This window comes from Sphingomonas sp. G5, assembly GCF_052660795.1.
Map to the genome: position 1 here is coordinate 778,592 of NZ_CP109660.1, position 26,714 is coordinate 805,305.

Annotated in this window: 25 protein-coding genes and 1 riboswitch; of the genes, 8 read left to right on the forward strand and 17 right to left on the reverse strand. The window is 69.3% G+C overall.

The genetic code is table 11. From position 1 onward, the window contains the following. Positions 1-38: 38 nt before the first annotated feature. The 13 genes from ribH to sdhC all read right to left on the reverse strand — a co-directional run bounded on the left by ribH (position 39) and on the right by sdhC (position 12,373). On the reverse strand, positions 39-512 hold the full coding sequence (gene ribH, locus NE358_RS03775) for a 6,7-dimethyl-8-ribityllumazine synthase (protein WP_103206567.1): 474 nt from the start codon (positions 510-512) through the stop codon (positions 39-41). After that, a complete protein-coding gene (gene ribA / locus NE358_RS03780) occupies positions 512-1,780 on the reverse strand; it encodes a GTP cyclohydrolase II (protein WP_289941631.1) in 1,269 nt (422 codons plus the stop codon). Before ribA ends, ribH begins: the two co-directional genes overlap by 1 nt. Continuing rightward, positions 1,777-2,433, reverse strand: coding sequence for a riboflavin synthase (locus tag NE358_RS03785; RefSeq protein ID WP_103206565.1), 657 nt, complete (start codon positions 2,431-2,433; stop codon positions 1,777-1,779). The genes ribA and NE358_RS03785 overlap by 4 nt, the downstream gene beginning before the upstream one ends. Then, positions 2,433-3,506 (reverse strand): bifunctional diaminohydroxyphosphoribosylaminopyrimidine deaminase/5-amino-6-(5-phosphoribosylamino)uracil reductase RibD, encoded by a 1,074-nt coding sequence (gene ribD, locus NE358_RS03790; RefSeq protein WP_289941637.1) that lies wholly within the window; start codon positions 3,504-3,506, stop codon positions 2,433-2,435. Before ribD ends, NE358_RS03785 begins: the two co-directional genes overlap by 1 nt. 56 nt (positions 3,507-3,562) lie before the next feature. Continuing rightward, positions 3,563-3,711: riboswitch (FMN riboswitch) on the reverse strand. Between the two features lie 94 nt (positions 3,712-3,805). Next, a complete protein-coding gene (locus NE358_RS03795; RefSeq protein ID WP_116238548.1) occupies positions 3,806-4,669 on the reverse strand; it encodes an Fpg/Nei family DNA glycosylase in 864 nt (287 codons plus the stop codon). Positions 4,670-4,720: 51 nt separating this feature from the next. After that, positions 4,721-5,278, reverse strand: a complete 558-nt coding sequence (locus NE358_RS03800; protein ID WP_103206562.1) for a GNAT family N-acetyltransferase — start codon at positions 5,276-5,278, stop codon at positions 4,721-4,723. Positions 5,279-5,471: 193 nt separating this feature from the next. Then, positions 5,472-6,476, reverse strand: coding sequence for a tryptophan--tRNA ligase (gene trpS / locus NE358_RS03805; protein WP_289941644.1), 1,005 nt, complete (start codon positions 6,474-6,476; stop codon positions 5,472-5,474). A gap of 102 nt (positions 6,477-6,578) precedes the next feature. Continuing rightward, positions 6,579-7,427 (reverse strand): exodeoxyribonuclease III, encoded by an 849-nt coding sequence (locus tag NE358_RS03810; protein ID WP_141375311.1) that lies wholly within the window; start codon positions 7,425-7,427, stop codon positions 6,579-6,581. Positions 7,428-7,488: 61 nt separating this feature from the next. Next, complete coding sequence (locus NE358_RS03815; RefSeq protein WP_289941648.1) at positions 7,489-8,688, reverse strand: YihY/virulence factor BrkB family protein; 1,200 nt, start codon at positions 8,686-8,688, stop codon at positions 7,489-7,491. 129 nt (positions 8,689-8,817) lie between these two features. Continuing rightward, on the reverse strand, positions 8,818-9,603 hold the full coding sequence (locus tag NE358_RS03820; protein WP_103206559.1) for a succinate dehydrogenase iron-sulfur subunit: 786 nt from the start codon (positions 9,601-9,603) through the stop codon (positions 8,818-8,820). Position 9,604: 1 nt separating this feature from the next. Next, on the reverse strand, positions 9,605-11,434 hold the full coding sequence (gene sdhA, locus NE358_RS03825; RefSeq protein ID WP_116238547.1) for a succinate dehydrogenase flavoprotein subunit: 1,830 nt from the start codon (positions 11,432-11,434) through the stop codon (positions 9,605-9,607). Between the two features lie 46 nt (positions 11,435-11,480). Further along, entirely contained in the window at positions 11,481-11,939 is a 459-nt protein-coding gene (locus NE358_RS03830; protein WP_103206557.1) for a succinate dehydrogenase hydrophobic membrane anchor subunit, read from the reverse strand. Beyond that, positions 11,939-12,373: a succinate dehydrogenase, cytochrome b556 subunit gene (gene sdhC / locus NE358_RS03835; RefSeq protein ID WP_013583715.1), complete on the reverse strand. Its 435-nt coding sequence runs from the start codon at positions 12,371-12,373 to the stop codon at positions 11,939-11,941. Before sdhC ends, NE358_RS03830 begins: the two co-directional genes overlap by 1 nt. A 215-nt stretch (positions 12,374-12,588) precedes the next feature. Between sdhC and NE358_RS03840 the strand changes: the two genes are divergently transcribed. The 8 genes from NE358_RS03840 (at position 12,589) to NE358_RS03875 (ending at position 22,220) form a co-directional block, all read left to right on the forward strand. Further along, the gene (locus NE358_RS03840; protein ID WP_141375315.1) at positions 12,589-13,707 is read left to right on the forward strand and encodes a mannose-1-phosphate guanylyltransferase; all 1,119 of its coding nucleotides are present in this window, start codon (positions 12,589-12,591) and stop codon (positions 13,705-13,707) included. A gap of 218 nt (positions 13,708-13,925) precedes the next feature. Beyond that, positions 13,926-15,038: a BMP family lipoprotein gene (locus NE358_RS03845; RefSeq protein ID WP_499318295.1), complete on the forward strand. Its 1,113-nt coding sequence runs from the start codon at positions 13,926-13,928 to the stop codon at positions 15,036-15,038. Between the two features lie 210 nt (positions 15,039-15,248). Then, positions 15,249-16,766, forward strand: a complete 1,518-nt coding sequence (locus NE358_RS03850; RefSeq protein ID WP_289941660.1) for an ABC transporter ATP-binding protein — start codon at positions 15,249-15,251, stop codon at positions 16,764-16,766. Further along, positions 16,763-18,091 (forward strand): ABC transporter permease, encoded by a 1,329-nt coding sequence (locus NE358_RS03855; protein ID WP_103206554.1) that lies wholly within the window; start codon positions 16,763-16,765, stop codon positions 18,089-18,091. The genes NE358_RS03850 and NE358_RS03855 overlap by 4 nt, the downstream gene beginning before the upstream one ends. After that, entirely contained in the window at positions 18,088-19,365 is a 1,278-nt protein-coding gene (locus NE358_RS03860) for an ABC transporter permease (RefSeq protein ID WP_289941666.1), read from the forward strand. Before NE358_RS03855 ends, NE358_RS03860 begins: the two co-directional genes overlap by 4 nt. A gap of 37 nt (positions 19,366-19,402) precedes the next feature. Continuing rightward, on the forward strand, positions 19,403-19,804 hold the full coding sequence (locus NE358_RS03865) for a cytidine deaminase (RefSeq protein WP_013583709.1): 402 nt from the start codon (positions 19,403-19,405) through the stop codon (positions 19,802-19,804). After that, positions 19,801-21,090: a thymidine phosphorylase gene (locus tag NE358_RS03870; RefSeq protein WP_103206552.1), complete on the forward strand. Its 1,290-nt coding sequence runs from the start codon at positions 19,801-19,803 to the stop codon at positions 21,088-21,090. The genes NE358_RS03865 and NE358_RS03870 overlap by 4 nt, the downstream gene beginning before the upstream one ends. Continuing rightward, positions 21,090-22,220, forward strand: a complete 1,131-nt coding sequence (locus tag NE358_RS03875) for an adenosine deaminase (RefSeq protein ID WP_246077966.1) — start codon at positions 21,090-21,092, stop codon at positions 22,218-22,220. Before NE358_RS03870 ends, NE358_RS03875 begins: the two co-directional genes overlap by 1 nt. Positions 22,221-22,415: 195 nt before the next feature. Here NE358_RS03875 and NE358_RS03880 read toward each other — a convergent pair whose 3' ends face one another. From NE358_RS03880 to NE358_RS03895, 4 genes are all read right to left on the reverse strand, one after another. Beyond that, positions 22,416-23,198: an alpha/beta hydrolase gene (locus tag NE358_RS03880; RefSeq protein ID WP_289941675.1), complete on the reverse strand. Its 783-nt coding sequence runs from the start codon at positions 23,196-23,198 to the stop codon at positions 22,416-22,418. A 117-nt stretch (positions 23,199-23,315) separates the two neighbouring features. Further along, positions 23,316-24,467 (reverse strand): mannitol-1-phosphate 5-dehydrogenase, encoded by a 1,152-nt coding sequence (locus NE358_RS03885; RefSeq protein WP_322475503.1) that lies wholly within the window; start codon positions 24,465-24,467, stop codon positions 23,316-23,318. Continuing rightward, entirely contained in the window at positions 24,464-24,901 is a 438-nt protein-coding gene (locus NE358_RS03890) for a PTS mannitol transporter subunit IIA (RefSeq protein WP_103206550.1), read from the reverse strand. Before NE358_RS03890 ends, NE358_RS03885 begins: the two co-directional genes overlap by 4 nt. Positions 24,902-25,004: 103 nt before the next feature. Then, a complete protein-coding gene (locus NE358_RS03895; protein ID WP_289941677.1) occupies positions 25,005-26,672 on the reverse strand; it encodes a PTS mannitol transporter subunit IIBC in 1,668 nt (555 codons plus the stop codon). Between the last annotated feature and the right edge of the window lie 42 nt (positions 26,673-26,714).

Sequence of the window (26,714 nt, forward strand, 5' to 3'; positions counted from 1 at the left end):
CCTCTGCCGCGTGTGAGCCCGGGCGCCGCGGACCGGGTTCAGCCGCGCAGGTCGCGCAGCACGAGGGCGGTGCGGATGGCGGCATCGGCCGCCTCTTCGCCCTTGTCTTCCTTCGAGCCCTCGAGGCCGGCCCGGTCGAGGCCCTGCTGCTCGTCGTCCAAGGTCAGCACGCCGAAGCCCACGGGCTTGCCCGCATCGAGGGCGACGCGCGTCAGGCCGTCGGTCGCCGCGGACGAGACGAACTCGAAGTGCGGCGTCCCGCCCCGGATGATCACGCCGAGGGCGACCACGGCATCCGCCCCGCCCTCGAAGGCCGCGCGAGCGGCCACGGGCAGCTCGAACGAACCGGGCACGCGCACGACGCGGTACGTCGCGCCGGTGGCGTCGAGCACGCGCTTCGCTCCGGCGATGAGGCCGTCGGTGATCACGTCGTGCCAGGTGCCGGCGATCACGACGACGTTCAGACCCGACGCGTCGACGCCGCCGGTCTCGGGTGCTCCACTGCCGGCCATCAGGCGCTCTCTTCCTTCATGTGCGCGAGGGCGTCGCGCAGGTCGTCCTCGGCGATGATGTGGCCCATGCGGTCGCGCTTCGTCTCGAGGTACTGGTGGTTGTTGGGTCCCACGCCCACGAGCAGGGGAACCTGTTCGACGACGTCGAGACCGAAGCCGCGCAGCTGCGCGACCTTGTCGGTGTTGTTGGTCAGGAGGCGCACCTTGTCGACCCCGAGGTCGGCCAGGATGCCGGCGGCCGCGGCATAGTCGCGCGCATCGGCGGGCAGGCCCAGGGCGAGGTTGGCGTCGACGGTGTCGAGGCCGCGCTCCTGCAGGTTGTACGCGCGCAGCTTGTTGATGAGGCCGATGCCGCGACCCTCGTGACCGCGCATGTAGATGACGATGCCGCCGTCGCGGTCGATCGTGTCGAGCGCCGCCTCGAGCTGGGGGCCGCACTCGCACTTGAGCGAGCCGAACGCCTCGCCGGTCAGGCACTCCGAGTGCACGCGCACGAGCGGTGCCTTCTCGGTGAGGTCGCCCGAGACCACCGCGAGGTGGTCGGTGCCGGTGATGCGGTCCTTGTAGGCGAGGAAGCGGAAGGTGCCGTGCGAGGTGGGGACGTTCGACTCGGCGCGCAGGCTCACGCGGCGGCGCGCGGGGGCGGTCGCCGGCAGCGGATCGGTCTCGTTCAGGTAACCGATGAGCTGCTCGATCGTGATGACCGGGATGCCGTCGCGCTCGCCGAGCTCGAAGAGCCCGGGCAGCCGCATCATGCTGCCGTCTTCCGCGACGACCTCGGCGATCGCGCCGACCGGCTCGAGACCCGCGAGACGCATGAGGTCGACCGCGGCCTCGGTGTGACCGGCGCGTTCGCGGACGCCGCCGTCGACGGCGCGCAGCGGCAGGACGTGACCCGGGCGGATGACGCTGGTGGGGGTCGCCTCGGGGTCGGCCAGCACGTTCAACGTGCGCGCGCGGTCGGCAGCGCTGATACCGGTGGTCACACCGGTCGCGGCGTCGACGCTCACCGTGTACGCGGTGCCGCGGGCGTCCTGGTTGACCTCGACCATCGGCGGCAGATCGAGGCGGTCGGCCCATTCGGCGGGCATCGGCGCGCACACGTAGCCGCTCGACCACCGGACGGTCCAGGCGAGGGCCTCGGGGGTCGCCAGCTGCGCCGAGAGGATGACGTCCCCCTCGTTCTCGCGGTTCTCGTCGTCGGCGACCAGGATCGGGCGACCCTGACGAAGGGCCTCCAGGGCCTCGGGGATGGTGGACAGGCTCATGCGGAGCCCCTCTCGGTCGATGCGGCGGCGGCCGCGGGATTCTGTGTCGTACGGAAGGCGAGCATGCGCTGCACGTGGCGCGCGAGGATGTCGGTCTCGAGGTTGACGGGGGTGCCGGCCTCGGCGCGGCCGAGCGTGGTCGCCTCGAGGGTCTCGGGGATGAGCGACACCTCGAGCCAGGGCTCGGCCTCGTCGGCCTCGCTGACGGCGCTCACGGTGAGCGAGACACCGTCGATCGCGATGGATCCCTTGTCGACCACGAGGGGCGCGAGGTGAGCCGGGATGCCGACCCGCACGACGCTCCACTGGGCTCCGGGCCGCACCTCGCGGACGACGCCGGTGCCGTCGATGTGCCCCTGCACGATGTGACCGCCCAGGCGACCGTGGGCGGCCGTGGCTCGCTCGAGATTGACCGGGCGTCCGGGGGCGACTCCGGCGAGAGTCGACATGTCGAGGGTCTGCTTCATGACGTCGGCGGTGAACCAGTCCTCGCCCTGATCGACGACCGTGAGGCACACGCCGCTGACCGAGATCGAGTCGCCGTGGCCGGCATCCGACACCGACAGGGGGGCGCGCAACGTCAGCCGCACGCCGTCGCCCGAGGGCTCGACGGCGGTGACGGCACCGATCTCTTCGACGATTCCGGTGAACATCAGGCCACTCCTTCGTTCTCGCCCGCGGTCGCGGGCACAGTCTCGGGGCTTCGGGGCCCGGGCACGGCCGGGCGGGCGACGATCAGGAGGTCGTCGCCGAGGGAGGTGACGGATGCCACCGACAGGCGCTTCGCGGCATCGATGCTCGGCACGCCCACGTCGCCGAGCGCGAGGCGCGAACCCCCGAGCAGCACGGGCGCGATGTAGACGAGCAGTTCGTCGGCGAGACCCTCGCGCACGAATGCGCTCGCGAGGGTCGGGCCGCCCTCGACGAAGACGCGCTGCACGCCCTGCTCGGCGAGGTCTTCGAGCACCGCGTGCAGGTCGTGCGTCGAATAGAACAGGGGGTCGCGCGGGTGACGGCGCACGGCGGCATCCGAAGCGGTCTCGCTCTCTCCGACGATGACGGGCATCGGCTGGTCTTCGAGGAGCGACCCGTCGTCCGCCCTCGCGGTCAGCGCGGGGTCGTCGGAGCGTACGGTGCCAGTACCCGCGACGATCGCATCGGCCTGTGCGCGCCGCGCGTGCACGTCTCGGCGGGCGTCGGGTCCGGTGATCCACTGGCTCGTTCCGTCGGCAGCGGCGGCGCGACCGTCGAGGCTTTGCGCCCACTTCACCGTGACGTGTGGGCGGCCCGTGCGCTGCAGGTGGGTCCAGTCCCGCACGAGCTGTTCGGCGGCATCCGCCTCGGGGCCCGATTCGACGTCGACCCCGGCGGCGCGCAACCTGTCTGCACCGCCCGACGCGGCATCGGTCGGGTCGTCCAGGGCGTACACGACCCGAGCGATACCGGCTTCGATGAGCGCGAGAGCACACGGCCCGGTGCGACCGGTGTGATTGCAGGGCTCGAGGGTCACGACGGCGGTGGCGCCGCGCGCGGCATCCGGAGACAGCTGCGACAGGGCGTCGACCTCGGCGTGCGCGGTCCCGGCGCCCCGGTGGTAGCCCTCGGCGAGGATGTCACCGGCGGGGGAGAGGATGACGGCACCCACCTGGGGGTTCAGCCCGCGCGGGCCGCGCCGGGCGAGCTCCAGCGCTCGCCGCATGGCGTCGATCTCGACGGCGGATGCCATTTCCTTGTCCTTCCCGCGGAATCGGGGCAGGGCCAGCGGGAAGGCGCGTCGCGCCATCCGTGCTGCCTCCTATCCGGACTAGCGACGGATACCCGTCGCATCACCGTCGGTCCCGGAATTCCACCGGATCGGCCCCACCGCCGGAGCGGAGGGGTTCGCGGACTATCACCGCCGGTTCGGATTCTCACCGACCCCGGAGCACGTTGTTGCACTTCTGATCCTACTCAACGTGCCTTCGGCGGTTTCATTCCCGGTCATACGGCGACGTTTCGAAAGCAGCCGGCGGTCGACGCCCCGACCTACTTGAGTAACCGCGACAAGCGCCGGTCGGCCAGGAGCTTGCCGCCGGTCTGACACGTGGGGCAGTACTCGAGAGAGTTGTCGGCGAAGAACACGCTGCGCACCTCGTCGCCGCACACGGGGCAGGCCTCGCCGCGGCGTCCGTGCACGCGCATGCCGCGACGCTTCGCATCTTTCAACTCGGCGGGCGGCTTGCCGCGGGCCGCGGTGATCGCCTCGGCGAGAGTGGTCGTCATCGCCTCGAACAGGCGATCGACCTCGTCGTCGGTGAGGTTCGCTGCCAACGCGTACGGCGACATCTTGGCGGCGTGCAGGATCTCGTCGGAATAGGCGTTGCCGACTCCCGCGATGATCGACTGATCGCGCAGCACGCCCTTGATCTGCGTACGGCGCCCGTGGAGGAGAGCGCCGAACTCGGCGCGACCGAAATCGTCGTCGAGCGGATCGGGGCCGAGCCGGGCGATGCCGGGTACCTCCGCCGGGTCGGTCACCGCGTAGACGGCCAGCGACTTCTTCGTTCCTGCCTCGGTGAGGTCGAAGCCCGATCCGTCGTCGAAGCCCACGCGCAGCGCGATCGGAGTCTTGCCGGGTTTGATGAGGGTCGTCGGCAGTGCGTCGTACCACCGCAGCCAGCCCGCCTTGGCGAGATGGAAGACGAGGTGGATGCCGCCGTCGGTCGCCACGTCGACGAACTTGCCGTGCCGCTCGACGGCCGTCACCGGGGCGCCGACCAGATCGGTCAGGGGCGGGTCGTACGTCTTGAGGGCGTTGATGGCCGACACGGTGGCTTTGTCGACGCGAAGCCCCGCGAGTCGCCCCCGCAGGAACTCGACGAGCCCTTCGACCTCTGGCATCTCCGGCATGGGCCCATGGTGCCACCGACCCCCGACATCCGGTCGGGCCTTGCGGCCGGCCTAGATCACGGGCCAGGGCTGCCGGTCGCGCCGGTCGGTACGCAGCAGACCGGCCACCCACAGGTCCGACCGGCCGAGCGAATTGACGTGCGCCTGCCGCAGCAGGCCCTCGTAGCGGAAGCCGAGCGAGCGCGCGACGCGCGCCGACCCGAGGTTGCCGACGACGGCGCGCCACTCGATGCGGGCCAGTTCCGGACGCTCGGGGGAGAAGGCCCAGTCGACCACGGCTCGAGCCGCTTCGCTCGCGATGCCGCGCCCCCGCACGGTCGACGACACCCAATACCCGATCTCCGGGGCGCCGCTCGGCAGCTTGGCCAGGCCCACCATCCCGACGAGGCGTTGCTCGAGCCGGATCGCCCACGTCGCCTCCGACCCCTCGGCCCACCAGCCGTGCGCGAGCTCGACGAATGCTTCCGCATCGGCGAGCAGATACGGCGACGGCACCGTCGTGAACCGCTGGATCGCGGCATCCTGGCACTCTTCGTGGATGACGGCGACGTCGCTCACGCGCGGCGCCGACAGCTCGAGGCGGGCGGTGCGAAGGATCTCCGGTTCCATGCGGCCACGCTACCGGCGGCGGCGGACGGGTCTCGCCCCACCTCGGTGTCGGAGAAACGCGTCGGAATCGGATGCCATGAGCCCCGGCATCCGATTGCGGTGCGGTTATCCGATTCCGATGCGCCCGCCCCGGCGGCGCAGACGACGACGCCCGCACGAGCCGAGAGGTCGCGCGGGCGTCGGAGGGGAGGGGTCAGCCGCGGCGCAGCAGACCGATCCGGTCGTACACATCCGTGAGGGTCTTCTCGGCGACGGATGCCGCCTTGCCGGCGTTCACCGCCAGCACGCGGTCGAGCTCGGCGGGGTCGTCGAGCAGTTCGAGGGCGCGGGTGCGCACGGGCTCGAACTCGTTCACGACCACCTCGGCGAGGCCCTTCTTGAAGTCGCCGTAGCCGCGACCGGCGTACTCGTCTTCAATCGAGGAGATCTCGCGGCCGGTCAGGGCCGAGTAGATCACCAGCAGGTTCGAGACGCCCGGCTTCTCGTCGCGGTCGAAGCGCACCGCGCCCTCGGAGTCGGTGACGGCGCGCATGATCTTCTTCGCGCTGACCTTCGGGTCGTCGAGCAGCCACAGCACACCGGCGTCGGACTCGGCCGACTTCGACATCTTCGACGTCGGATTCTGCAGGTCGAAGATGCGGGCGGTCTCACGTCGGATCACGGGCTTGGGCACCGTGAAGGTCTCGCCGAAGCGCTGGTTGAAGCGCTCGGCGAGATCGCGCGTGAGCTCGATGTGCTGCTTCTGGTCGTCGCCGACGGGCACCACATCGGTCTGGTACAGCAGGATGTCGGCGGCCATGAGCACCGGGTAGGTGAAGAGGCCGACGTTGGTGGCATCCGTGCCGTAGCGCGCCGACTTGTCTTTGAACTGGGTCATGCGCCCGGCCTCGCCGAAACCGGTGAGGGTGGACAGCACCCACTGCAGCTCGGCGTGCGCCGGCACGTGCGACTGCACGTACAGGGTCGAGCGCGAGGGCTCGATGCCGGCGGCGATGTACTGGGCGGCGGTGCGGCGGGTCTTCTCGCGGCGCTCGGCGGGATCGCCGGGCTGCGTCAGGGCGTGCAGATCGACGACCGAGAAGAAGGCGTCGTACTCGTCCTGGAGGTCGCGCCACTGCAGCAGGGCTCCGATGTAGTTGCCGATCTGGAGGCTGTCGGCGGAGGGCTGCATTCCGGAGTAGAGGCGCTGCTGGGTCACCCCTCGATCCTAGGCGTCGGGCGGCCGGGCGTTCGCCGAGGGATCCGTGCGCCGAGGTGAGACGGGGGAGGGATGCCGACGGACGCCCCGCCTCGGCCGGCCTCAGGCCCCGAGCGTGTAGTCGACGATGACGGGGGCGTGGTCGCTCCAGCGAGTGTCGTACGAGGGGGCGCGCTCGACGCTGTACGACGTGACGCGCTCGGCCAGGGCGGGCGTGGCGACATGGTAATCGATGCGCCAGCCGCTGTCGGTGTCGAAGGCCTTTCCGCGCATCGACCAGAACGTGTACGGCCCGTCGACCTCGCCGACGGCGCGGCGCCCGACGTCGATCCAGCCCAGGCCCGCGCCCGTCGAACCGTCGACGCCCTCGACCTGCTCGCCCTCGGGTCCGAAGAAGCGGTCGAAGTACGCGCGCTCACGGGGGAGGAAGCCCGCGTTCTTGCGGTTGCCCCGCCAGTTCTTGATGTCGAGCTCGCGGTGACCGACATTGAGGTCGCCCACCACCAGTGCCAGCTCGCGCTCGGCCTTGAGCTCGACGAGGCGGCGTTCCATGGCATCGAGGAACAACCACTTGGCATCCTGCTTCGGGGTGTCGACCTCGCCGCTGTGCACGTAGGCGCTGACGATCGTGACGGTCTCGCCGTCGATGTCGAAATCGGTCTCGATCCATCGGCCGGAGGCGTCGAGCGGCTCGGGACCGAGGTGCGTGCGGGTCTCGACACCGGGGAGGCGGCTGATGATCGCCACGCCCGCGCGGCCCTTCTGCAGCGCCTCGTCGTTGACGATCTCCCACCCCGGCAGGGCCTCAGCCAGCTGCTCGGCGGTCGCCCGCACCTCCTGCAAAGCCACGATGTCGGCGCCCGAGGCGTCGAGCCACTCGGTCATGCCCTTGCGGACGGCGGCACGGATGCCATTGACGTTGACGGAGACGATGCGTACGGAACGAGCCACCCGTCGAGCCTAACGAAGGCCTCCGACATCGAGGTCGCACGCGGCGGTGGCGGGGTACTGCTCAGTCGGGGATGAGCGACACCCGACGCGGCGCGGGGACGTCGGCCCGGGCCCGTGCCAGCTGCTTCTCCGCCGAGCGGAGGGCGCGCTTCGCGCGCCAGCGCCACGGCCACCGCGACATCGCGAGGTGCTTCTCGGCCTCGCGCACCCCGACCTGGGCGGCGATGACGAGGGCCGCCTGTTCCATCGCGAGTCGGTCCTCGGGGGAGCGCAGGGGAACGTCGCGGTCACTCGCGGACACGGCGATCCACGCGGCGGAGACGAGGATCACGATCCCGATGAAGCGGAACCACAGCAGGAACCCGATGAGCACGGCGAAGGTGGCCAGCAGAGGGTTCGACGGCGTGTAGACGAAGAGGAAGCCGGCGGCGACCTGCAGCACGACCATGCCCGTGGCGCCGACGATCGCGCCCGGCCACGTGCGTCGCCAGGTCAGGGTCGTGCCGGTGAGGAAACGGAACAGCGAGGCGAGCGCCACGGTGTTCACGCCGAAGGCCACGACGAGCGAGACGACCCGCGCGCCGACCGACCAGCCGAGGGTCTCGCGATCCCACCCGATGAAACCGAACACCAGGTCGACGGCACCGGTGGTGATCGAACCGAGCAGCGCGCCCACGAGGAGGGCGATGCCGAAGAGGAGCGAGGCGACGAGGTCGCGGGCCTTCAACAGCACGTAGTTGCGCAGATCGAAGGGGAGGCCGAACGTATCGCGTACGGCTCGGCGGGTGAACGTGACGAACCCGATCGCCGTCCACACGACCACCACGACGGCCACGACACCCGTGATCGTGAGGAGTCGACCGCTCTCTTGAGCGACGGCCTCGACCTGGTCGCGGTCGACGAGGCCGTTCTCGCTGATGATGCCGGGAATGTAGCTGTTGACGATGTGGATGAGGCCGTCGATCGCGGTCTTGCTGCCGCCGAGCCAGATGCCGACGCCGGCGAAGGCAAGGTATAGAGCCGAGAACACGGCGAACAGCCCCTGGTAGCTCATGCCCGCGGCGAGCAGGAACCCGTTGTGCTGCAGGAAGTGTCGCCAGACCCGGATCGGGAACCACTGCGCGATCCGAGCCGCACGGGCGATCGGCTGGTCGAGGCGCTCGCGCACGGCGGTCTGCGCCGCCTCGAGCCGGTCGCGCAGCGACGCGTCGTCGTCGCGCACCGTGGGAAGCGGCCGCGGGTCGTGGCGGGTCTCGGTCACCGGGAAAGCCTAATGAATGGATGCCGTGACACCCGCGTCGCGCAGAGCTCACGGCATCCGGGATGTCAGGGCCGCTCACGCCAAACGGCGGGGCGCCGAAGCGCACCCGCCGTTCGCGAGGGGGAGGGGTCAGCGACCGCCGCGGAGGACGGCCTGCTTGACCTCGGCGATGGCCTTGGTGACCTCGATGCCGCGGGGGCACGCCTCGGTGCAGTTGAAGGTGGTGCGGCAGCGCCACACGCCCTCTTTGTCGTTGAGGATGTCGAGACGCACGTCTCCGGCGTCGTCGCGCGAGTCGAAGATGAAGCGGTGCGCGTTGACGATCGCGGCGGGGCCGAAGTACTGGCCGTCGGTCCAGAAGACGGGGCACGACGAGGTGCACGCGGCGCACAGGATGCATTTGGTGGTGTCGTCGAACACCTCGCGGTCGACGATCGACTGCACGCGCTCCTTGCCGGGCTCGGGCTTCGAGTTCGAGATGAGGAAGGGCTGCACCTCGCGGTAGGAGGCGAAGAACGGCTCCATGTCGACGATGAGGTCCTTCTCGAGGGGGAGCCCCTTGATCGCCTCGACGTAGATCGGCTGCGAGATGTCGAGATCCTTGATCAGGGTCTTGCAGGCCAGGCGGTTGCGGCCGTTGATACGCATCGCGTCGGATCCGCAGATGCCGTGCGCGCACGAGCGGCGGAACGACAGCGAACCATCGACCTCCCACTTGATCTTGTGCAGCGCGTCGAGCACGCGGTCGGTGGAGTACAGCTCCACGTCGTAGTCGACCCAGCGCGGCTCGTCGTCGACCTCGGGGTCGAAGCGGCGGATGTTGAAGGTGACCAGGAACGACTGGATCCCGGTGTCTTCGGGGGTCTCCGCGACCTCGTCCGAGGTGTCGACCTGTTCGATGACGGTGGATGCCATCTCAGTACTTCCTCTCCAGCGGCGGGTAGCGGAGCTCCCCGGCCTCGTTCTTGGTGAACACCACGGGCTTCCAGCCGAGTTCGATGTGATCGGCCGGGTGCGACGAGTGGGGGTCGCCCGACAGGTACGCCATGGTGTGCTGCATGTAGTTCTCGTCGTCGCGCGTGGGGAAGTCGTCGCGCATGTGACCGCCGCGGCTCTCTTCACGGTTCTGCGCGGAGTACACGACGACCTCGGCGAGGTCGAGCAGGAAGCCCAGCTCGACGGCCTCGAGGAGGTCGGTGTTGAAGCGCTTGCCCTTGTCGTCGACGTGGATGTTCTTGTAGCGCTCGCGCAGGTCCGCGATCACGTCCATGACGTGGGCGAGGGACTCGTGCGTACGGAAGACCTGCGCGCCCTTGTCCATCTCGTCCTGCAGCGTCTTGCGGAGCACCGCGATGCGCTCGGTGCCGCTGTTGTTGCGCAGGTCCTCGATGAGGCCGCGCACCTCAGCGGCGGGGTCTTCGGGGAGCGGGACGAAGTCGGCGGTCTTGACGTACTCGACGGCGTTACGGCCGGCGCGCTTGCCGAAGACGTTGATGTCGAGCAGCGAGTTGGTGCCCAGGCGGTTGGAGCCGTGCACCGAGACGCACGCGCACTCGCCGGCGGCGTAGAGGCCAGGAACGACCGTGTCGTTGTCGGCGAGCACCTCGGCCTTGATGTTGGTGGGGATGCCGCCCATCGCGTAGTGCGCGGTCGGCATGACCGGCACGGGCTCGACGACCGGATCGACGCCCAGGTAGGTGCGGGCGAACTCGGTGATGTCGGGGAGCTTCGTCTCGAGGACCTCGGCGCCCAGGTGGGTGCAGTCCAGCAGCACGTAGTCGCGGTGGGGACCGGCGCCGCGGCCCTCTGCGACCTCTTGCACCATGCAGCGGGCGACGATGTCACGGGGGGCGAGGTCCTTGATGGTGGGGGCGTAGCGCTCCATGAAGCGCTCACCGCTCGCGTTGCGCAGGATCGCACCTTCGCCGCGCGCACCCTCGGTCAACAGGATGCCGAGACCGGCGAGGCCGGTCGGGTGGAACTGGAAGAACTCCATGTCTTCCAGCGGCAGGCCCTTGCGCCAGACGATGCCCACGCCGTCACCGGTGAGGGTGTGGGCGTTCGAGGTGGTCTTGAAGATCTTGCCGAACCCGCCGGTCGCGAAGATGACGGCCTTCGACTGGAAGACGTGCAACTCACCGGTGGCGAGGTCGTACGCGACGACGCCGGCCACCTGCGTCTTGCCCGCGGCATCCTTCACCGTGATGAGGTCGAGCACGTAGAACTCGTTGAAGAAGTTGATGCCGAGCTTGACGCAGTTCTGGAACAGCGTCTGGAGGATCATGTGGCCGGTGCGGTCGGCGGCGTAGCACGCGCGACGCACGGGGGTCTTGCCGTGATCGGCCGTGTGGCCGCCGAAGCGACGCTGGTCGATCTTGCCCTCGGGCGTGCGGTTGAACGGCAGGCCCATGTTCTCGAGGTCGATGACGGCGTCGATGGCCTCTTTGGCGAGGATCTCCGCGGCATCCTGGTCGACGAGGTAGTCGCCGCCCTTGATGGTGTCGAAGGTGTGCCACTCCCAGGAGTCTTCCTCGACGTTGGCGAGCGCCGCCGCCATGCCGCCCTGCGCCGCACCGGTGTGCGAGCGGGTGGGGTACAGCTTCGAGATGACGGCGGTCTTCGCGCCGGGTCCGGCCTCGATGGCCGCGCGCATCCCGGCGCCGCCGGCGCCGACGATCACGACGTCGAACTGGTGGTAGTGGACGCCGTCCTTGACGATCGAGTCCGAAGCGGTCTGAGTGCTCACGTGTGCAATACCTCTGCTGTCAGGGGAAAGGAGGGATGCCGTCGGCTCACGCCGCCTGGCACACGTCCCACAGGGAGCTGCTCTCGGTCACACCGAGGCAGGGGTCGAAGGTGAAGACGACGAGGGTGCCGAGCAGGATGAGGAATCCGGCCGAGGCCCACAACGACCCGATGAGGATCTTGCGGACGGTGGCGTTGCCGACGTAGTCGTTGACGATCGTGCGCATGCCGTTGGCGCCGTGGATGAGGGCCAGCCACAGCATCAGGACGTCCCACCACTGCCAGAAGGGCGAGGCCAGCTTGCCCGCGACGAACGCGAAGTCGATCTGGTGGATGCCCTCGCCCGTCATGAGGTTGACGAAGAGGTGGCCGAAGATCAGGACGATCAGCAGCACGCCGGAGGCGCGCATGTAGATCCAGCCCCACTTCTCGAGGTTCGAGCCCTTCTTGCGCACGCTGGGCGTGCGGGGCGCGGGGATCGTGGCGGCTTCTTGGGCGACGGACATCAGTGGCTCCCGGTGACGGCGCTGAAGACGTTGATCAGGTGGCGCGGCGTGAAGCCGAGCATCGTGACGACCCAGAGGCCGAGCACGCCCCACCACAGCTGACGCTGGTGACGCGTGGCCCAGGGCCAGAAGTCCACGAGGATGATGCGCAGGCCGTTGAAGGCGTGGTAAGCGATCGCGCCGACCAGGGCCACCTCGCCGAGACCCATGATCGGGTTCTTGTAGGTGCCGATGACCGCGTCGTAGGCCTCGGGGGAGACGCGGATGAGCGCCGTGTCGAGGATGTGCACCAGGAGGAAGAAGAAGATGGCGACACCGGTAATGCGGTGCAGAACCCACGACCACATGCCTTCGCGGCCCCGGTAGAGAGTGCCGCGGGGCCTCTTCGAGGTGGTCTCTTTCACCGACGGCGTGGCACGTGCTGGTGCTGACACGGTCGTCCTCCCTGATCGAACACGGTGTGGGGCCCGCACGGGCTCCCAGCGTCACACGGGCGCCACTGAATACTACGTCCGGCCTATGAACGGCGGGGATTAGGGCCGCCTAAGACTCTCTCGATATCGAGATATCTGCGGATGCCGATTCGCCGAGCGCCACCGCGCGTCCCGCCTCCGGTGGGCTCGCAGACACGACCGCTAGGGTCGGAGCCATGGCAGACCCCGCTATCGACGACTTCTACGCCGTGATTCCCGCCGGAGGGATCGGCAGCCGCCTGTGGCCTCTTTCCCGTGCCGACGCACCCAAGTTCCTCCACGACCTCACCGGGTCGGGCCAGACGCTGCTGCGCGACACCTGGGACCGGCTCGCCCCGCTCTCGGGCGAAGGGCGCATCGCGGTCGTGACCGGCCGCGCCCACCGCGCAGCCGTCGAGCGCGAGCTGCCGGGTGTACCCGATCACAACGTCTTCCTCGAGTCCGAGCCGCGCGATTCCTCGGCGGCCATCGGCCTCGCCGCGGCCATCCTCGTCCGTCGCGAGCCCGACGTCATCATCGGCTCGTTCGCGGCCGACCACGTCATCCGCCAGACCCGCCAGTTCGAGTTCGCCGTGCGGCAGGCCGTCGCGGTCGCGCGCGAGGGATACATCTGCACGATCGGCATCCAGCCCGCCGAACCGTCGGTCGGGTTCGGCTACATCAAACAGGCCGGTGAACTCATCGTCGACGGCGCCCCCGAGGCCTACGTCGTCGAGCGGTTCGTCGAGAAGCCCGACCTCGACACGGCGAAGCAGTATTTCGCCGACCGCGCCTACCTCTGGAACGCCGGCATGTTCATCACTCGTGCCGACGTTCTCCTGGCGGAACTCGCCGTCAACGAGCCGGAGCTCCACGCGGGTCTGCTCGAGCTCGCCGAGGCGTGGGACGACCGCGACCGTCGCGGCCCCGCCGTCGACCGCATCTGGCCGGGCCTGAAGAAGATCGCGATCGACTACTCGGTGGCCGAGCCCGCCGCCGAGAAGGGCCGCCTCGCGGTCATCCCGGGGCACTTCGACTGGGACGACGTGGGCGACTTCGCGAGCCTGTCGAAGCTCAACTCCTCGGGGGGTCGGAACGAACTCGCGATCCTCGGCGAGGACGCGCGCGTGCTCTCCGACGCCTCCAGCGGCATCGTCGTCTCGCAGACGAAGCGCGTCATCAGCCTCATCGGCGTGCGCGACATCGTCGTGGTCGACACGCCGGACGCCCTGCTCGTCACCACGAGCGAGAACGCCCAGCGCGTGAAGGGCGTCGTGGACGCGCTCAAGCTCACGGGTCGAGGCGACGTCCTCTAGCGCCGACGCTCGAAACGGTTCTGAGACCGGATGCCACACTTCGTGGCATCCGGTCTCTCGTTTGGCGTGATGTGTGGCGGGGGCGTGACGCGAGATTGCGTCTTTGTAACCATTGGCGCGCGCGGGGGGTCCCGGCACGCAAGCGCGGCGACACAGTAGGTAACGTGACGGGATCGTCCCTCAAACCCGTTGGGGGCATCCGTCTTGGAGGACCATTCGTGAAGACCACGAAGAAGGCCGTCGTCAGCGGCCTCGCCATGATCGGCGCCGCCGTGCTGCTCGCCGGTTGCGGCGCTGCGCCCGAGAGCAACGGCTCGACCGCTGCGGCCGGGGGAGACCTCGTCGAGGGCTTCACCCCTTGCATCATCTCGGACGACGGCGGCTGGAACGACCGCTCGTTCAACCAGTCGGCCAAGGAAGGCATCGACAAGGCCGCCAAGGAGCTCGGCGTCAAGGCGATCGACGTGGAGTCGAGCTCGGCCAACGACTACGCCCCGAACCTCGAGAACCTCGTCGCCGAGGGCTGCACGTTCATCGTCGCGGTCGGCTTCAAGCTCAGCGCCGACACCGTCGCGTCGGCCAAGGCCAACCCGAACCTGCAGTACGCGATCATCGACGACCGTGCCGACACCGACAACGACGGCAAGACGGACGCGCCGAACATCAAGCCGCTGCTGTTCGACACCGTCCAGGCCGCCTACCTCGGTGGATACGCCGCCGCCGCCTACTCCGCCGAGAACGGCGTCAACAAGGTCGGCACCGTCGGTGGCATCCCGATCCCGCCCGTCACCATCTTCATGGACGGCTTCGTCGACGGCGTGAAGAAGTACGACGAGGACAAGGGCGCCAGCGTCCAGACCTTCGGCTGGGACGTCGCCGCGCAGAACGGCTCGTTCACCGGTGCGTTCGCCGCCAACGACGCGGCCAAGCAGGCCGCTCAGGGTCTGCTCGACCAGGGCGTCGACGTGCTCCTGCCCGTCGGTGGCCCGATCTACAGCAGCGCCGCCGACGCGATCCGCGACAGCGGCTCGAAGAGCGTCATGCTCGGTGTGGACTCCGACCTGGCCAAGGCCGACCCGAACGTGTCGGACCTGGTCCTGACCTCGATCCTCAAGCGCATCGACACCGCCGTGTACGACTCGGTCACCCAGGCCGCCAAGGGCGACTTCGACGTGACGCCGTACGTCGGCACCCTCGAGAACGACGGCGTCGGCCTGGCCGACTTCAACTCGAAGTTCACCCTGCCTGCCGGTCTGCAGGACGAGCTGTCGGCTCTGCGCGAGCAGATCGTCTCCGGCTCGCTGAAGGTCACCTCGCCCAGCTCGCCGTAAGCAGCACGTCTCGCGTCGCGGTCGCTCGGACCAGGAGTCCGGGCGGCCGCGGCCGTGAGGCCCAGAGAATCAACCGCGCTCACTCGGACCAGGAGTCCGGGCGGCCGCGGCCGTGAGGCCCAGAGAATCAACCGCGGTCACTCGGACCAGGAGTCCGAGGGACCGCGGTTTCTTTCCGTCTTCTTAACGTCTTCGAATAGGGTGCACAGCATGAAGCTCGAGCTCCGCGGCATCACCAAGCGGTTCGGGTCCCTGGTTGCGAACGACCACATCGATCTGGTCGTCCAGCCTGGTGAGATCCACGCTCTCCTCGGAGAGAACGGTGCCGGTAAATCCACACTCATGAACGTCCTCTACGGCCTGTATCAGGCCGAGGAGGGCGAGATCCTGCTGGACGACGTCGTCCAGCGCTTCCGCGGCCCCGGCGACGCCATGGCCGCGGGTATCGGCATGGTGCACCAGCACTTCATGCTCATCCCCGTCTTCACCGTCGCCGAGAACGTCATGCTCGGTCACGAGAACACCAAGGCCCTGGGTGCGCTCGACCTGAACGCGGCTCGGAAACACGTCCGCGACGTGGCGCAGCGTTTCGGGTTCGAGGTCGACCCCGACGCCCTTGTCGGCGACCTGCCCGTGGGCGTGCAGCAGCGCGTCGAGATCATCAAGGCCCTGTCCCGGGATGCCAAGGTGCTCGTGTTCGACGAGCCCACGGCCGTGCTCACTCCGCAGGAGACCGACGAGCTCATGGGCATCATGCGTCAGCTGCGCGATGAGGGCACGTCCATCGTGTTCATCACGCACAAGCTCCGCGAGGTGCGCGAGGTCGCCGATCGCATCACGGTCGTCCGCCTCGGCAAGATCGTCGGCGAGGCCGAGCCCACGGCGAGCAACGGCGAGCTCGCCTCGCTCATGGTGGGGCGCGCCGTCGAGCTGACCGTCGTCAAGGACGCACCGAAGGCGGCGGCATCCGGCGGTCTGACGGTGCGCAACCTGCGCGTCGTGACCGCGGACGGCACCGTCGTCGTCGACGACGTCGACCTCGACGTGCGGCCCGGCGAGATCCTCGCCGTCGCCGGTGTCCAGGGCAACGGTCAGACCGAACTCGTGGAGGCCATCGTGGGTCTCGCCGAGGGCGTGACGGGCACCGTCGACCTCGACGGCGCCGACCTCGTGGGCAAGAGCGTGCGCGCGATCCTCGACGCGGGCGTCGGATTCGTTCCCGAGGACCGCAAGGAAGACGGACTGGTGGGCGGCTTCTCCGTCGCCGAGAACCTCATCCTCGACCGCTCCTCCGATTCCGCGTTCGTCTCCGGCGGCACGATCAAGCGCGCCGCGCTCACCGCCTTCGCTCGTGACCGCATCGCGGAGTACGACATCCGTACCCAGTCGGCATCTACCCCGGTCGGAACCCTCTCGGGCGGCAACCAGCAGAAGGTCGTCATCGCCCGCGAGATGAGCCGTCCGCTGAAGCTGTTCGTCGCCGCCCAGCCCACCCGCGGCGTCGACGTCGGCTCGATCGAATTCATCCACAAGCAGATCGTCGCCGCGCGCGATGCGGGCGTGCCCGTGATCGTCGTGTCGACCGAGCTCGATGAGATCGCCGCCCTCGGCGACCGCATCGCGGTCATGTACCGCGGCGGCATCGTGGGCATCGTGCCGGGGAACACCCCGCGCGAGGTCCTCGGGCTCATGATGGCGGGCGAGCAGCCCGCGGAGGAGACAGCGTGAGCGGCCACAACCCGAGCACGGGCGCGACCGGGGACGCAGGTCTCCCGCCCGAGCAGCTGCCGACCGCATCGGGGCCGTTGACCGGCCACAGCCCGGCCGAGACGCCCGCGCCGCCCCGCACGAACCAGTTCCTCACCGAGCTGCTGCGTTCGTCGTGGATCACGACGCTCCTCGCCGTCGTCGCGGCGATGATCGTGGGTGGCATCCTGATGGCGGCCACGAATGACCAGGTGCGCGAGACCTCCGGCTACTTCTTCGCGCGGCCCGGCGACATGCTGGGCGCGATCTGGAACTCCGTCTACGGCGGGTACGAGGCGCTGTTCCGCGGTGCGGTCTTCAACTCCCGCGTCTCCGACTTCGGCGCGCAGATCCGCCCGCTCACGAACACTCTCGGGTTCGCGGCTCCGCTGATCGCGGCCGGTCTCGGCGTCGCCCTCGCGTTCCGGGTGGGACTGTTCAACATCGGTGGGCGCGGTCAGATCCTCATCGCCTGCGCCTTCGCCGGTCTCATCACCTTCAACCTCAACCTGCCGATGATCATCCAGTTGCCGCTCACGCTCGTCGCGGGTATCGCGGGTGGAGCGATCTGGGGCGGCATCGTCGGCCTGCTGAAGGCGCGCACCGGGGCGCACGAGGTGATCCTCACGATCATGCTCAACTACGTCGCCTACTACTTGGTGACGTGGATGGTGCGCACCCCGGGACTGCTGCAGCGTCCCGCGGGCGACCAGCCGATCTCGGCGGCAACACCCGCCAACGCCCAGTTCCCCAAGCTCCTCGGGCCGCAGTTCCCCCTTCTCGACCTCGGCTTCGTGCTCGTCGTGATCGCCACCGTGTTCGTCTGGTGGCTCATGGAGCGCTCGAGCCTCGGTTTCCGCCTGCGCGCCGTGGGCGAGAACCCGCACGCGGCTCGCGCCGCCGGCATCTCGGTGCCCCGCATGTACGTCTACGCGATGCTCTTCGCGGGAGGTCTCGCGGGTCTCGCCGGTATGAATCAGATCCAGGGCGCGGTGACCACGGGCTTCGACGGTCTCATCGACTCCGGCATCGGCTTCGACGCCATCACCGTGGCCCTCCTCGGCCGCAGTCGTCCGTGGGGCGTGTTCGCCGCCGGCATCCTGTTCGGGGCTCTCAAGTCGGGTTCGTTCACGATGCAGGCGTCGCAGGGCATTCCCGTCGACATCGTGCTCGTCGTGCAGGCCCTCATCGTGCTCTTCATCGCGGCCCCGCCGCTCGTGCGCACGATCTTCTTCCTCCCCAAGAGCGAGGCCGAGCGCGCGGCCAAAGACCGGGCCAAGGCGGCCAAGAAGGCGGTGGCGGCATGACCGCGACGCATCTCGCGGATGACGCGATCCAGCTGACCACGGTGCGCGTGCGCCACATCAAGCTGGCCGTGAGCCTGGCGGTCGTGACCGTGCTGCTCGCCCTGCTGTTCGCCCTCGTCCCGCGTGACGGGCAGAGCACCTTCCGCCTCGGCGATCCGGCCTCGAACATCGACCTCGGTAGCGTCGCGGTGCCCACCGCGATCACCAGCTGGGGCGTGCTCGTGCTGCTCGTGCTCCTGGCCGCCTGGTCGGTCTGGGACGCCGTCGGCTACCGCCGCACCCCGCTGTGGCTGCCGATCGCCTTCGGCGCGCTGGCCGTGTTCGCCTTCCTCGTGTGGGCGGCGGCCGACGGCCTCGTTCCCGTCACCGGGCTGCTGTTCGGAGCGCTCTCGCTCTCGGTCCCGCTCATCTTCGGTGCCCTCGGCGGAGTGATCGGCGAGCGGGTCGGTGTCGTGAACGTCGCCATCGAGGGGCAGTTCCTGTTCGGGGCGTTCAGCGCCGCGCTCGTGGCATCCCTCACCCGCAACCCCTTCCTGGGGCTCGTCGCGGCCATGATCGGCGGCGTCCTCGTGGCCTTCGTGCTCGCGGCCTTCTCGATCAAGTACCTCGTCGACCAGGTGATCGTCGGTGTCGTGCTCAACGTGCTCGTCACCGGTCTCACGGGCTTCCTCTACGGCGCGCTGCTGGTCCCGAACGAGGACGTGCTGAACCGCCCGGAGCGCTTCCCCCGCATCGAGATCCCCCTGCTGGGCGACATCCCGATCATCGGACCGGTGCTGTTCAACCAGACCTTCATCGTCTACCTCATGTACGCCGTCGTCGCCGTGGTCGCGTGGGGCCTGTACCGCACCCGCTGGGGTCTTCGCCTGCGTGCCGTGGGCGAGCACCCCCAGGCCGCCGACACCGTCGGCATCAAGGTCAACGCGAGCCGCTTCTGGAACGTCTCGCTCGCCGGGGCGATCGCCGGTATCGGCGGTGCGTATTTCACGCTCGTCTCGGTGGGGCAGTTCACGAAGGAGATGACCGCGGGCCTGGGCTTCATCGCCCTCGCCGCCGTCATCTTCGGGCGCTGGGACCCGATCCGCGCGACGCTCGCCGCGCTGCTGTTCGGCTTCGCGACGAACCTGCAGAACCTGCTCACGGTGCTGCGCACCCCCATCCCCAGCGAGTTCATGCTCATGCTGCCCTACATCGTGACCATCATCGCGGTGGCGGGTTTCGCCGGCCAGATCCGGGGCCCCGCAGCCGCCGGAAAGCCCTACATCAAGGGCTGACCCCCCTTCCCTTCACGAGAGGACCCCCCACTCCACGATGACCGACATCGACTGGGACGAACTTCGTTCGGCCGCCACGGATGCCATGCACCGCGCGTACGCGCCCTACTCACGCTTCAAGGTGGGCGCCGCGGCGCTCGTCGCCGATGGGCGCATCGTCTCGGGGTGCAACGTCGAGAACGCCTCCTACGGTGTGACGCTGTGCGCCGAGTGCGGTCTCGTGTCCGACCTGCACATGAGCGGGGGCGGCCAGCTCGTGGCCTTCGTCTGCGTCGACGGAGAGGGGCGCACGCTCATGCCGTGCGGCCGCTGCCGTCAGCTGCTGTTCGAGCACGCGATCCCGGGCATGCTGCTCGAGACCGTCAGCGGCATCCGGACCATCGACGAGGTGCTGCCCGACGCCTTCGGCCCGCGCGACCTCGAGGAGGCTGCACGATGAGCGCCGAGCAGTACGACGCGGTCGACATCATCCGCGCGCAGCGCGACGGACGCGCCATCACCGAGGGCGAGATCCGCTGGCTGGTCGACGCGTACACGCGCGGCTACGTCATGGACGCGCAGATGTCGGCGTTCACCATGGCGGTGCTGTTGAACGGCCTCGGTCGTGACCAGATCCGCGTGCTCACCGACGCCATGATCGCCTCGGGTGAGCGCATGGACTTCGGTTCCCTCGGCAAGGTGACCGTCGACAAGCACTCGACCGGTGGCGTGGGCGACAAGATCACCCTGCCGCTCGCCCCGCTGGTCGCCGCTTTCGGCGTCGCGGTGCCGCAGCTCTCGGGTCGGGGACTCGGCCACACCGGGGGCACCCTCGACAAGCTCGAGTCGATCCCCGGTTGGCGCGCGGCGCTGTCGAACGACGAGATCATGGCGCAGCTGCGCGACGTGGGTGCGGTCATCTGCGCCGCCGGCACGGGCCTCGCTCCCGCCGACAAGAAGCTCTACGCCCTCCGCGACGTCACCGGCACCGTCGAGGCGATCCCGCTGATCGCCTCGAGCATCATGTCGAAGAAGATCGCCGAGGGCACCGACTCCCTCGTGCTCGACGTGAAGTTCGGCTCGGGCGCCTTCATGCAGGACATCGACCGCGCGCGCGAGCTCGCCGAGACGATGGTCGCGCTGGGCACGGATTCGGGTGTGAACACCACGGCCCTGCTGACCGACATGAACACCCCGCTGGGTCTCGCGATCGGCAACGCCAACGAGGTGCGCGAGTCGGTCGAGGTCCTCGCCGGCGGCGGTCCGGCCGACGTCGTCGAGCTGACGGTGGCCCTGGCCCGCGAAATGCTCACGCTGGCGGGCCAGCCCGACGCCGACGTCGAGGAAGCACTGAAGGACGGCCGCGCGATGGACGTCTGGAACCGCATGATCCGTGCGCAAGACGGAGATCCGGATGCCGACCTCCCCGCGCCCCGCGAGACCCACACGGTCCTCGCCGAGCGTTCGGGCGTCGTCTCGCGCGTCGAGGCCCTCCCGTTCGGGATCGGTGCGTGGCGTCTGGGCGCGGGTCGCGCCCGGGCGGAGGACGCCGTCGTGCACGCGGCGGGCATCGACCTGCACGTCACCGTCGGCCAGTCGGTGACCGCCGGTCAGCCGCTGTTCACCCTGTCGGCGGACGACGAGTCGCGTTTCGAGCGCGCGCTCGGCGCCGTCGAGGGCGCACTCGAGATCGGCGACACCGCCCCCGCGGCAACGCCCATCGTGCGCGAGCGCATCACCGCGTGATGGCATCCGGAAAGAAGGACACCGTGGCATCCGAAGACTTCCGCATCGGCCGGACGAAGATCGCCGAGCTGCCGAAGGTCTCGCTGCATGATCACCTCGACGGGGGCCTCCGCCCGCAGACGGTGCTCGAGCTCGCCGACGAGATCGGTCTCGACCTGCCCGCCGACGACGCGAAGGGCCTCGAGGCGTGGTTCTCCGACCACATCGACGGCGGCTCGCTCGAGGACTACCTCGAGAAGTTCTCGGTCACCGTCGGCGTCATGCAGACCCGCGAGGGCCTCGTACGCGCGGCCAAGGAGTTCGTCGAAGACCTCGCGGCCGACGGCGTGGTCTACGGCGAAGTCCGATGGGCTCCCGAGCAGCACCTCACCCGCGGCCTCAGCCTCGACGACGTCGTGGACGCCGTGCAGGAGGGGATCGAGCAGGGCGAGGATGCCGCCGACGCACGCGGGCGGGACATCCGTGTCGGCCAGCTGTTGACGGCCCTGCGCCACAACGACAACGCGCGCGACATCGCCGAGCTCGCCGTCTCGTGGCGCGGACGCGGCGTGGTCGGCTTCGACCTGGCGGGGCCGGAGGACGGGTTCCTGCCGCAGCGGCATCGCGAGGCGTTCGACTACCTGGCCGAGCAGTTCTTCCCCACGACCGTGCACGCGGGGGAGGGCGCGGGATTGGCATCCATTCGCTCCGCCCTCCTCGACGGCCGGGCGCTCCGCCTCGGCCACGGCGTGCGCATCGCCAACGACCTCGACGTCGTCTCGCGCGAGGGCGAGGAGGTGCAGGTCACCTTCGGCGACCTCGCCCGCTGGGTGCGCGACCGCGAGATCACGCTCGAGCTGTCGCCGACGTCGAACCTCCAGTCGGGAGCCGTCACGGCGTGGGGCGACACGATGGACGCTCACCCGTTCGACCTGCTGTACCAGCTCGACTTCTCGGTGACGGTGAACGTCGACAACCGGCTGATGAGTGCGACCACGCTCACTCGCGAGTTGGGCTTGCTGGCGCAGGCGTTCGAGTACGACCTCGACGACCTCGAGGCGTTCCAGCTGAACGCGGCCGCCGGCGCCTTCCTCCCGGTCGAGGAGCGCGAGGAGCTGATCGAGATCATCTCGGAGGGGTTCCACCGCTGACGCGGTGCGGGCGGCGCTCACCGGTTTCGGTGGGCGCCGTCGTCGTTTCCTAGGAACGGGCGGCACCGAGCTCGCCCGTGCCGAACTCCTGACCTTCCGCGCTGCACGCGTCGTGCGTCGGCGGTGATGGTGTCTGAGGTGCGAGGTTCTCAGGAGTTTCGCTCACCTGACCGTCCGCGCTGACCGCGGGCGGAGTCAGGGCCGCGGCAGGAAGCCCGCGAGCTGCTCGGCGATCACCCGGTCGACCTCGGCGGGGTCGGCTGTGGGGGTGCCGTCGCCGGGTTGCGGACCGTAGGAGCCGAACGAGGCGTGCGAGGCGCCGGGGATCTCGACGAAGGTCGCGGTCGCGGGGAGTTCGCCCTTGGCATCCGCGATCTTCTGCGGGGTGGACAGGCCGTCTTCGGATCCCGAGAGGCTGAGGACGGGAAGGCCGGATGCCGACAGGTCGTTCGCGCAGTACGAGGCGAAGAGCACCAGGGCGTCGGCGTCGCTGGCGAGTTGGCAGGCGCGGACGCCGCCGAGGGAATGACCGCCGACAGCCCAGGTCGACACGTCCGGCGCGAGGTCGGTGAACGTCGACAGGGGACGGGGATCGAAGAAGGCCAGGTTGAGCCAGGGGCGCGTGATCACCACGGTCACACCGTCGTCGACGACCGTGTCCGCGAGGGTGGCGATGTACCCCTCCGCCTCGACCTTCGCGCCCGGGATGAAGACCAGCCCCTGCCCGGTCGCCCCCGTCGCGGGGGAGAGGACGATGCCCGCACCGTCATCGGTGATCGTCAGAGCCTGGTTCGCCCGGGCCTCGGCGAGCGGGCCGGGTTCGGCGCCCATCACTCCCACCTGGGTGTAGACCAGGATGCCGACGACAAGCAGCACGACGAGAGCGCCCAACCCGCCGAGAGTCCACCGCAGCCATCGCCGGCGACGGCGAGGAGCGCGCGCAGGAGGGGGATCGGCGGGGGTCTCGCTGGGGGTCACCTCTCGAGCGTATCCTCGCCGGTCGGCGTCGAGGCGCGCGGTACCCGCCGCCGAAACGCCTCCGCCGATGTGGCGCGCGGGGCGGCACATCGGCGGAGGTTCGGAGCGCAGCGGGTGTCAGGCGGGAAGGGCCGCCTTGCGGGCCGACACGATCTCGACGATGCGCGCGTACAACGGGTGCTCGACGTCGAGGCCGGTGACCTCGGCGGTGAACGTCTCGGCGTCGAGCTCGCGCAGCATCCGCTGCAGGTCGACGGCCTGTGCGTCCTCGGCATCCGAGAACTCCAGCGCCGCGGCCATCGCGGACACCAGGGCGTCGACGGGAAGACCCCGGTCGACGGCCTCGGCCGCAGGTCCCACGAAACGCTCGTGACGCGAGAGCTTGCGCAGCGGCTGCCGACCCACCCGCCACACGGTGTCGGGGAGGGCGGCGTTGCGGAAGCGGCGCAGGATCGTGGAGCGGTACTCACCCTGCACGTCGGCGTCGAGCTCGTGCTTCTCGACCAGAAGGGCGCTGGTCTCCTCGAGGGCCGCCTCGACCTTGGCCGCGATCTCGTGGTTCGACAGAGCGTCCGAGATGCGGTCGATCCCGGCCTGAGCGCCGAAGTACGCCGTGGTGGCGTGCCCGGTGTTGACCGTGAAGAGCTTGCGCTCGATGTAGGGCTCGAGGTCGTCGACGAAGTGCGCACCGGGGATGTTCGGCGGGGTGTCTCCGAACGGCGGTCGCTCGATCGCCCACTCGTAGAAGGGTTCGACCGTGACGTCGACGCCGCCGCCGGACTGGGCCGGGACGATTCGGTCGACCGCGGTGTTGGCGAAGACCGCACGGGATGCCAGTGCATCCCACGACTCGCCCGAGAGCTCGACCACGTGCTCGCGCAGCTGATCGGTCGCGCCGATCGCGTTCTCGCACGCCATGATCTGCAGCGGGGGGAGGGAGGGGTCGCGGAGGGCGAGACCCGCCACGATGTGCGGGGCCACGAACTTCAGGATCGTGGGGCCGACGGCGGTGGTCACCACGTCGGCGGTCGCGATCTCGTCGACGAGCGCCTCGGCATCCACCGAACTGTCGATCGCGCGGAAGCCGGTCACCTCCTTGTCGACGCCCCCCTCGCCCACCTCGTGGACGGTGTAGGACGACGCCGAATTGATGGCCTCGACCAGGGATGCCGAGACGTCGGAGAAGACGAGCTCGTAGCCGCCCTCGTGCAGGAGCAGTCCGACGAAGCCGCGGCCGATGTTCCCGGCGCCGAAATGGACGGCCTTCATGCGTTGACGGAACCCGAGAGGGCCTCGAACAGCTCCTCGGGCGAGGAGGCGGCCTTCAGACGCGCGACGTCGTCTTCCTCGGAGAAGAGGATGGCGATCTGCGAGAGGATCTCGAGGTGCTCGTCGCCCTTGCCGGCGATGCCGATCACGAAGGTGACGGGCTCTCCGCCCCAGTCGACACCGCCGTCGTAGCGGACGACCGACAGGCCGGAGGTGAGGATGGCCTGCTTGGTCTCGTTCGTGCCGTGGGGGATCGCGAGCTCGTTGCCCATGTACGTCGACACGGTCTCTTCACGCTGCTGCATGGCGGCGAAGTACTCGGCGGTGACGGCGCCGGTGGCCTGCAGCAGGTCGGCGGCTTCCTTCATCGCCTCCTCGCGGGTGGCGCTGCCGGGGTGGATGCGGACGGATTCGCTGCGGAGGACGTCTGACATGGTTCTCGCCTTTCTCGTCGTGCTGTCCAGCCTCGCAAAACGCGGGCCGGACGGGAAGACGCCAGGGGCCGGGCTGACGCACCGGCCCCTGGCGTGCTAGGGGTTACTTCGCTTCGTGCTGCGCGCGCACCATCTCCACGACCTCGTCGTAGCGCGGCGAGTTCATGAAGTTGTCGACCGAGACGTGCACCGAATCGGGCGACTGCGCCTTCGCACGGTCGGTGAGCTGGTTCTGCGTGATGACCAGGTCGGCCGAGCCGTCGAGGTTCGCGATCGCCTGGTTGGTGACCGTGACGCCGTCGATGCCGGCCTTCTTGATCTTGTTGCGCAGGACGCTCGCGCCCATGGCGGACGAGCCCATGCCGGCGTCGCACGCGAACACGATGGTGTTCAGCTGCTTCGTGGCGACGGCGCCGCCTTCGAGCCCGCCGAGCGCCGCATCGACGTCGCGATCGGCCGTCTCGGTGGTGCCCGAGCCGGTGGTGCCGGCGGCACGGGTGCGGAGGGCGCCGAGGGCCGACGACTCCTTGCCCTTGTTCGCCGCGGTCTGGTCGATGGCCGCAGCGAAGCTGTCGCCCTCGGCCTCCTGGTCGCGCTTGCGCGAGGCGCGGAGGATGACGCCGGCCACGAGGAAGGTCACGGCCGCGGCCACGACGACCGACAGGTAGACCACCAGGAGGTTGGCGGGACCGGCGCCGATGGCGGCGACGGTGACGGCGATGATGCTGCCGGGAGCGGCCGGGAAGGCCAGGCCACCCTGGAAGATCATGTTCGTCGCGACACCCGACGCGCCACCGGCGATCAGGGCGAGGATCGTCATGGGCTTGGCGAGCGCGTACGGGAAGTAGATCTCGTGGATGCCGCCGAGGAACTGGATGATGATCGCGCCCGGAGCCGAAGCCTTGGCCGCTCCGACACCGAAGAAGGTGAAGGCGAGGAGGAGGCCCAGGCCGGGGCCGGGGTTGGCCTCGATGAGGAACAGGATCGACTTGCCGGAGTTCGCCGCCTGCTCGATGCCGAGCGGGGTGAACACGCCGTGGTTGATCGCGTTGTTGAGGAACAGCACCTTGGCCGGCTCGACGATGATCGAGAGCACCGGGAGCAGGTTGAACTGCACGAGGAACGCCACGATGCTGCCGAGGACCGCGCTGATGCCGAGGAAGACCGGGCCGAAGGCGAAGAAGCCGACGATCGCGAGGATCATGCCGAGGATGCCGGCCGAGAAGTTGTTCACGAGCATCTCGAAGCCGGGGCGGATCTTGCCGTCCCAGAGCTTGTCCATCTGCTTGGTGATCCAGGCCGCGAGCGGGCCCATGATCATCGCGCCGAGGAACATCGGGATGTTGGTGCCGACGATGACACCCATCACGGCGATGGTGGCGACCACGCCACCGCGCGCACCGTAGACGATGCGTCCACCGGTGTTGGCGATGAGCAGCGGGAGCAGGTACGTGATCATGACGCTGACCAGGCCGACGTAGCCCTGGTACGTGCCGCCGTCGGTGTTCGCGGTCAGCGCGGTCATGGCGCCGGGCCAGTTGATGGCCGCAGCGTCACCGCCGCCGCCGAGGATCTCGGCGACCGGCGCCCAGTGCCAGCCGAAGGGGCTGTTGGCACCGAAGAACCCGGCGGGGATGAAGAGCATGGTGATGAAACCCCATGCGATGAATGCCGCGATGTTCGGCATGATCATGCCGGAGAGGAACGTGCCGAATCGCTGTACCGCGATGCGAGCCCCTCCCGGCTTCTTGGTGGGTGACGTCGTCGTCATTGCTGTGTCTCCTTGACTGGCTGCACGGCCGGAGCCGCGATG

Bases quoted from the DNA above. Each gene is read 5' to 3' on its own strand.
- ribH (WP_103206567.1), bottom strand. From the start codon at position 512: ATGGCCGGCAGTGGAGCACCCGAGACCGGCGGCGTCGACGCGTCGGGT.
- ribA (WP_289941631.1), bottom strand. From the start codon at position 1,780: ATGAGCCTGTCCACCATCCCCGAGGCCCTGGAGGCCCTTCGTCAGGGT.
- NE358_RS03785 (WP_103206565.1), bottom strand. From the start codon at position 2,433: ATGTTCACCGGAATCGTCGAAGAGATCGGTGCCGTCACCGCCGTCGAG.
- ribD (WP_289941637.1), bottom strand. From the start codon at position 3,506: ATGGCATCCGCCGTCGAGATCGACGCCATGCGGCGAGCGCTGGAGCTC.
- NE358_RS03795 (WP_116238548.1), bottom strand. From the start codon at position 4,669: ATGCCGGAGATGCCAGAGGTCGAAGGGCTCGTCGAGTTCCTGCGGGGG.
- NE358_RS03800 (WP_103206562.1), bottom strand. From the start codon at position 5,278: ATGGAACCGGAGATCCTTCGCACCGCCCGCCTCGAGCTGTCGGCGCCG.
- NE358_RS03820 (WP_103206559.1), bottom strand. From the start codon at position 9,603: ATGGCATCCACCGTCATCGAACAGGTCGACACCTCGGACGAGGTCGCG.
- NE358_RS03830 (WP_103206557.1), bottom strand. From the start codon at position 11,939: ATGTCCGTCGCCCAAGAAGCCGCCACGATCCCCGCGCCCCGCACGCCC.
- NE358_RS03840 (WP_141375315.1), top strand. From the start codon at position 12,589: ATGGCAGACCCCGCTATCGACGACTTCTACGCCGTGATTCCCGCCGGA.
- NE358_RS03850 (WP_289941660.1), top strand. From the start codon at position 15,249: ATGAAGCTCGAGCTCCGCGGCATCACCAAGCGGTTCGGGTCCCTGGTT.
- NE358_RS03860 (WP_289941666.1), top strand. From the start codon at position 18,088: ATGACCGCGACGCATCTCGCGGATGACGCGATCCAGCTGACCACGGTG.
- NE358_RS03865 (WP_013583709.1), top strand. From the start codon at position 19,403: ATGACCGACATCGACTGGGACGAACTTCGTTCGGCCGCCACGGATGCC.
- NE358_RS03870 (WP_103206552.1), top strand. From the start codon at position 19,801: ATGAGCGCCGAGCAGTACGACGCGGTCGACATCATCCGCGCGCAGCGC.
- NE358_RS03875 (WP_246077966.1), top strand. From the start codon at position 21,090: ATGGCATCCGGAAAGAAGGACACCGTGGCATCCGAAGACTTCCGCATC.
- NE358_RS03885 (WP_322475503.1), bottom strand. From the start codon at position 24,467: ATGAAGGCCGTCCATTTCGGCGCCGGGAACATCGGCCGCGGCTTCGTC.
- NE358_RS03890 (WP_103206550.1), bottom strand. From the start codon at position 24,901: ATGTCAGACGTCCTCCGCAGCGAATCCGTCCGCATCCACCCCGGCAGC.
- NE358_RS03895 (WP_289941677.1), bottom strand. From the start codon at position 26,672: ATGACGACGACGTCACCCACCAAGAAGCCGGGAGGGGCTCGCATCGCG.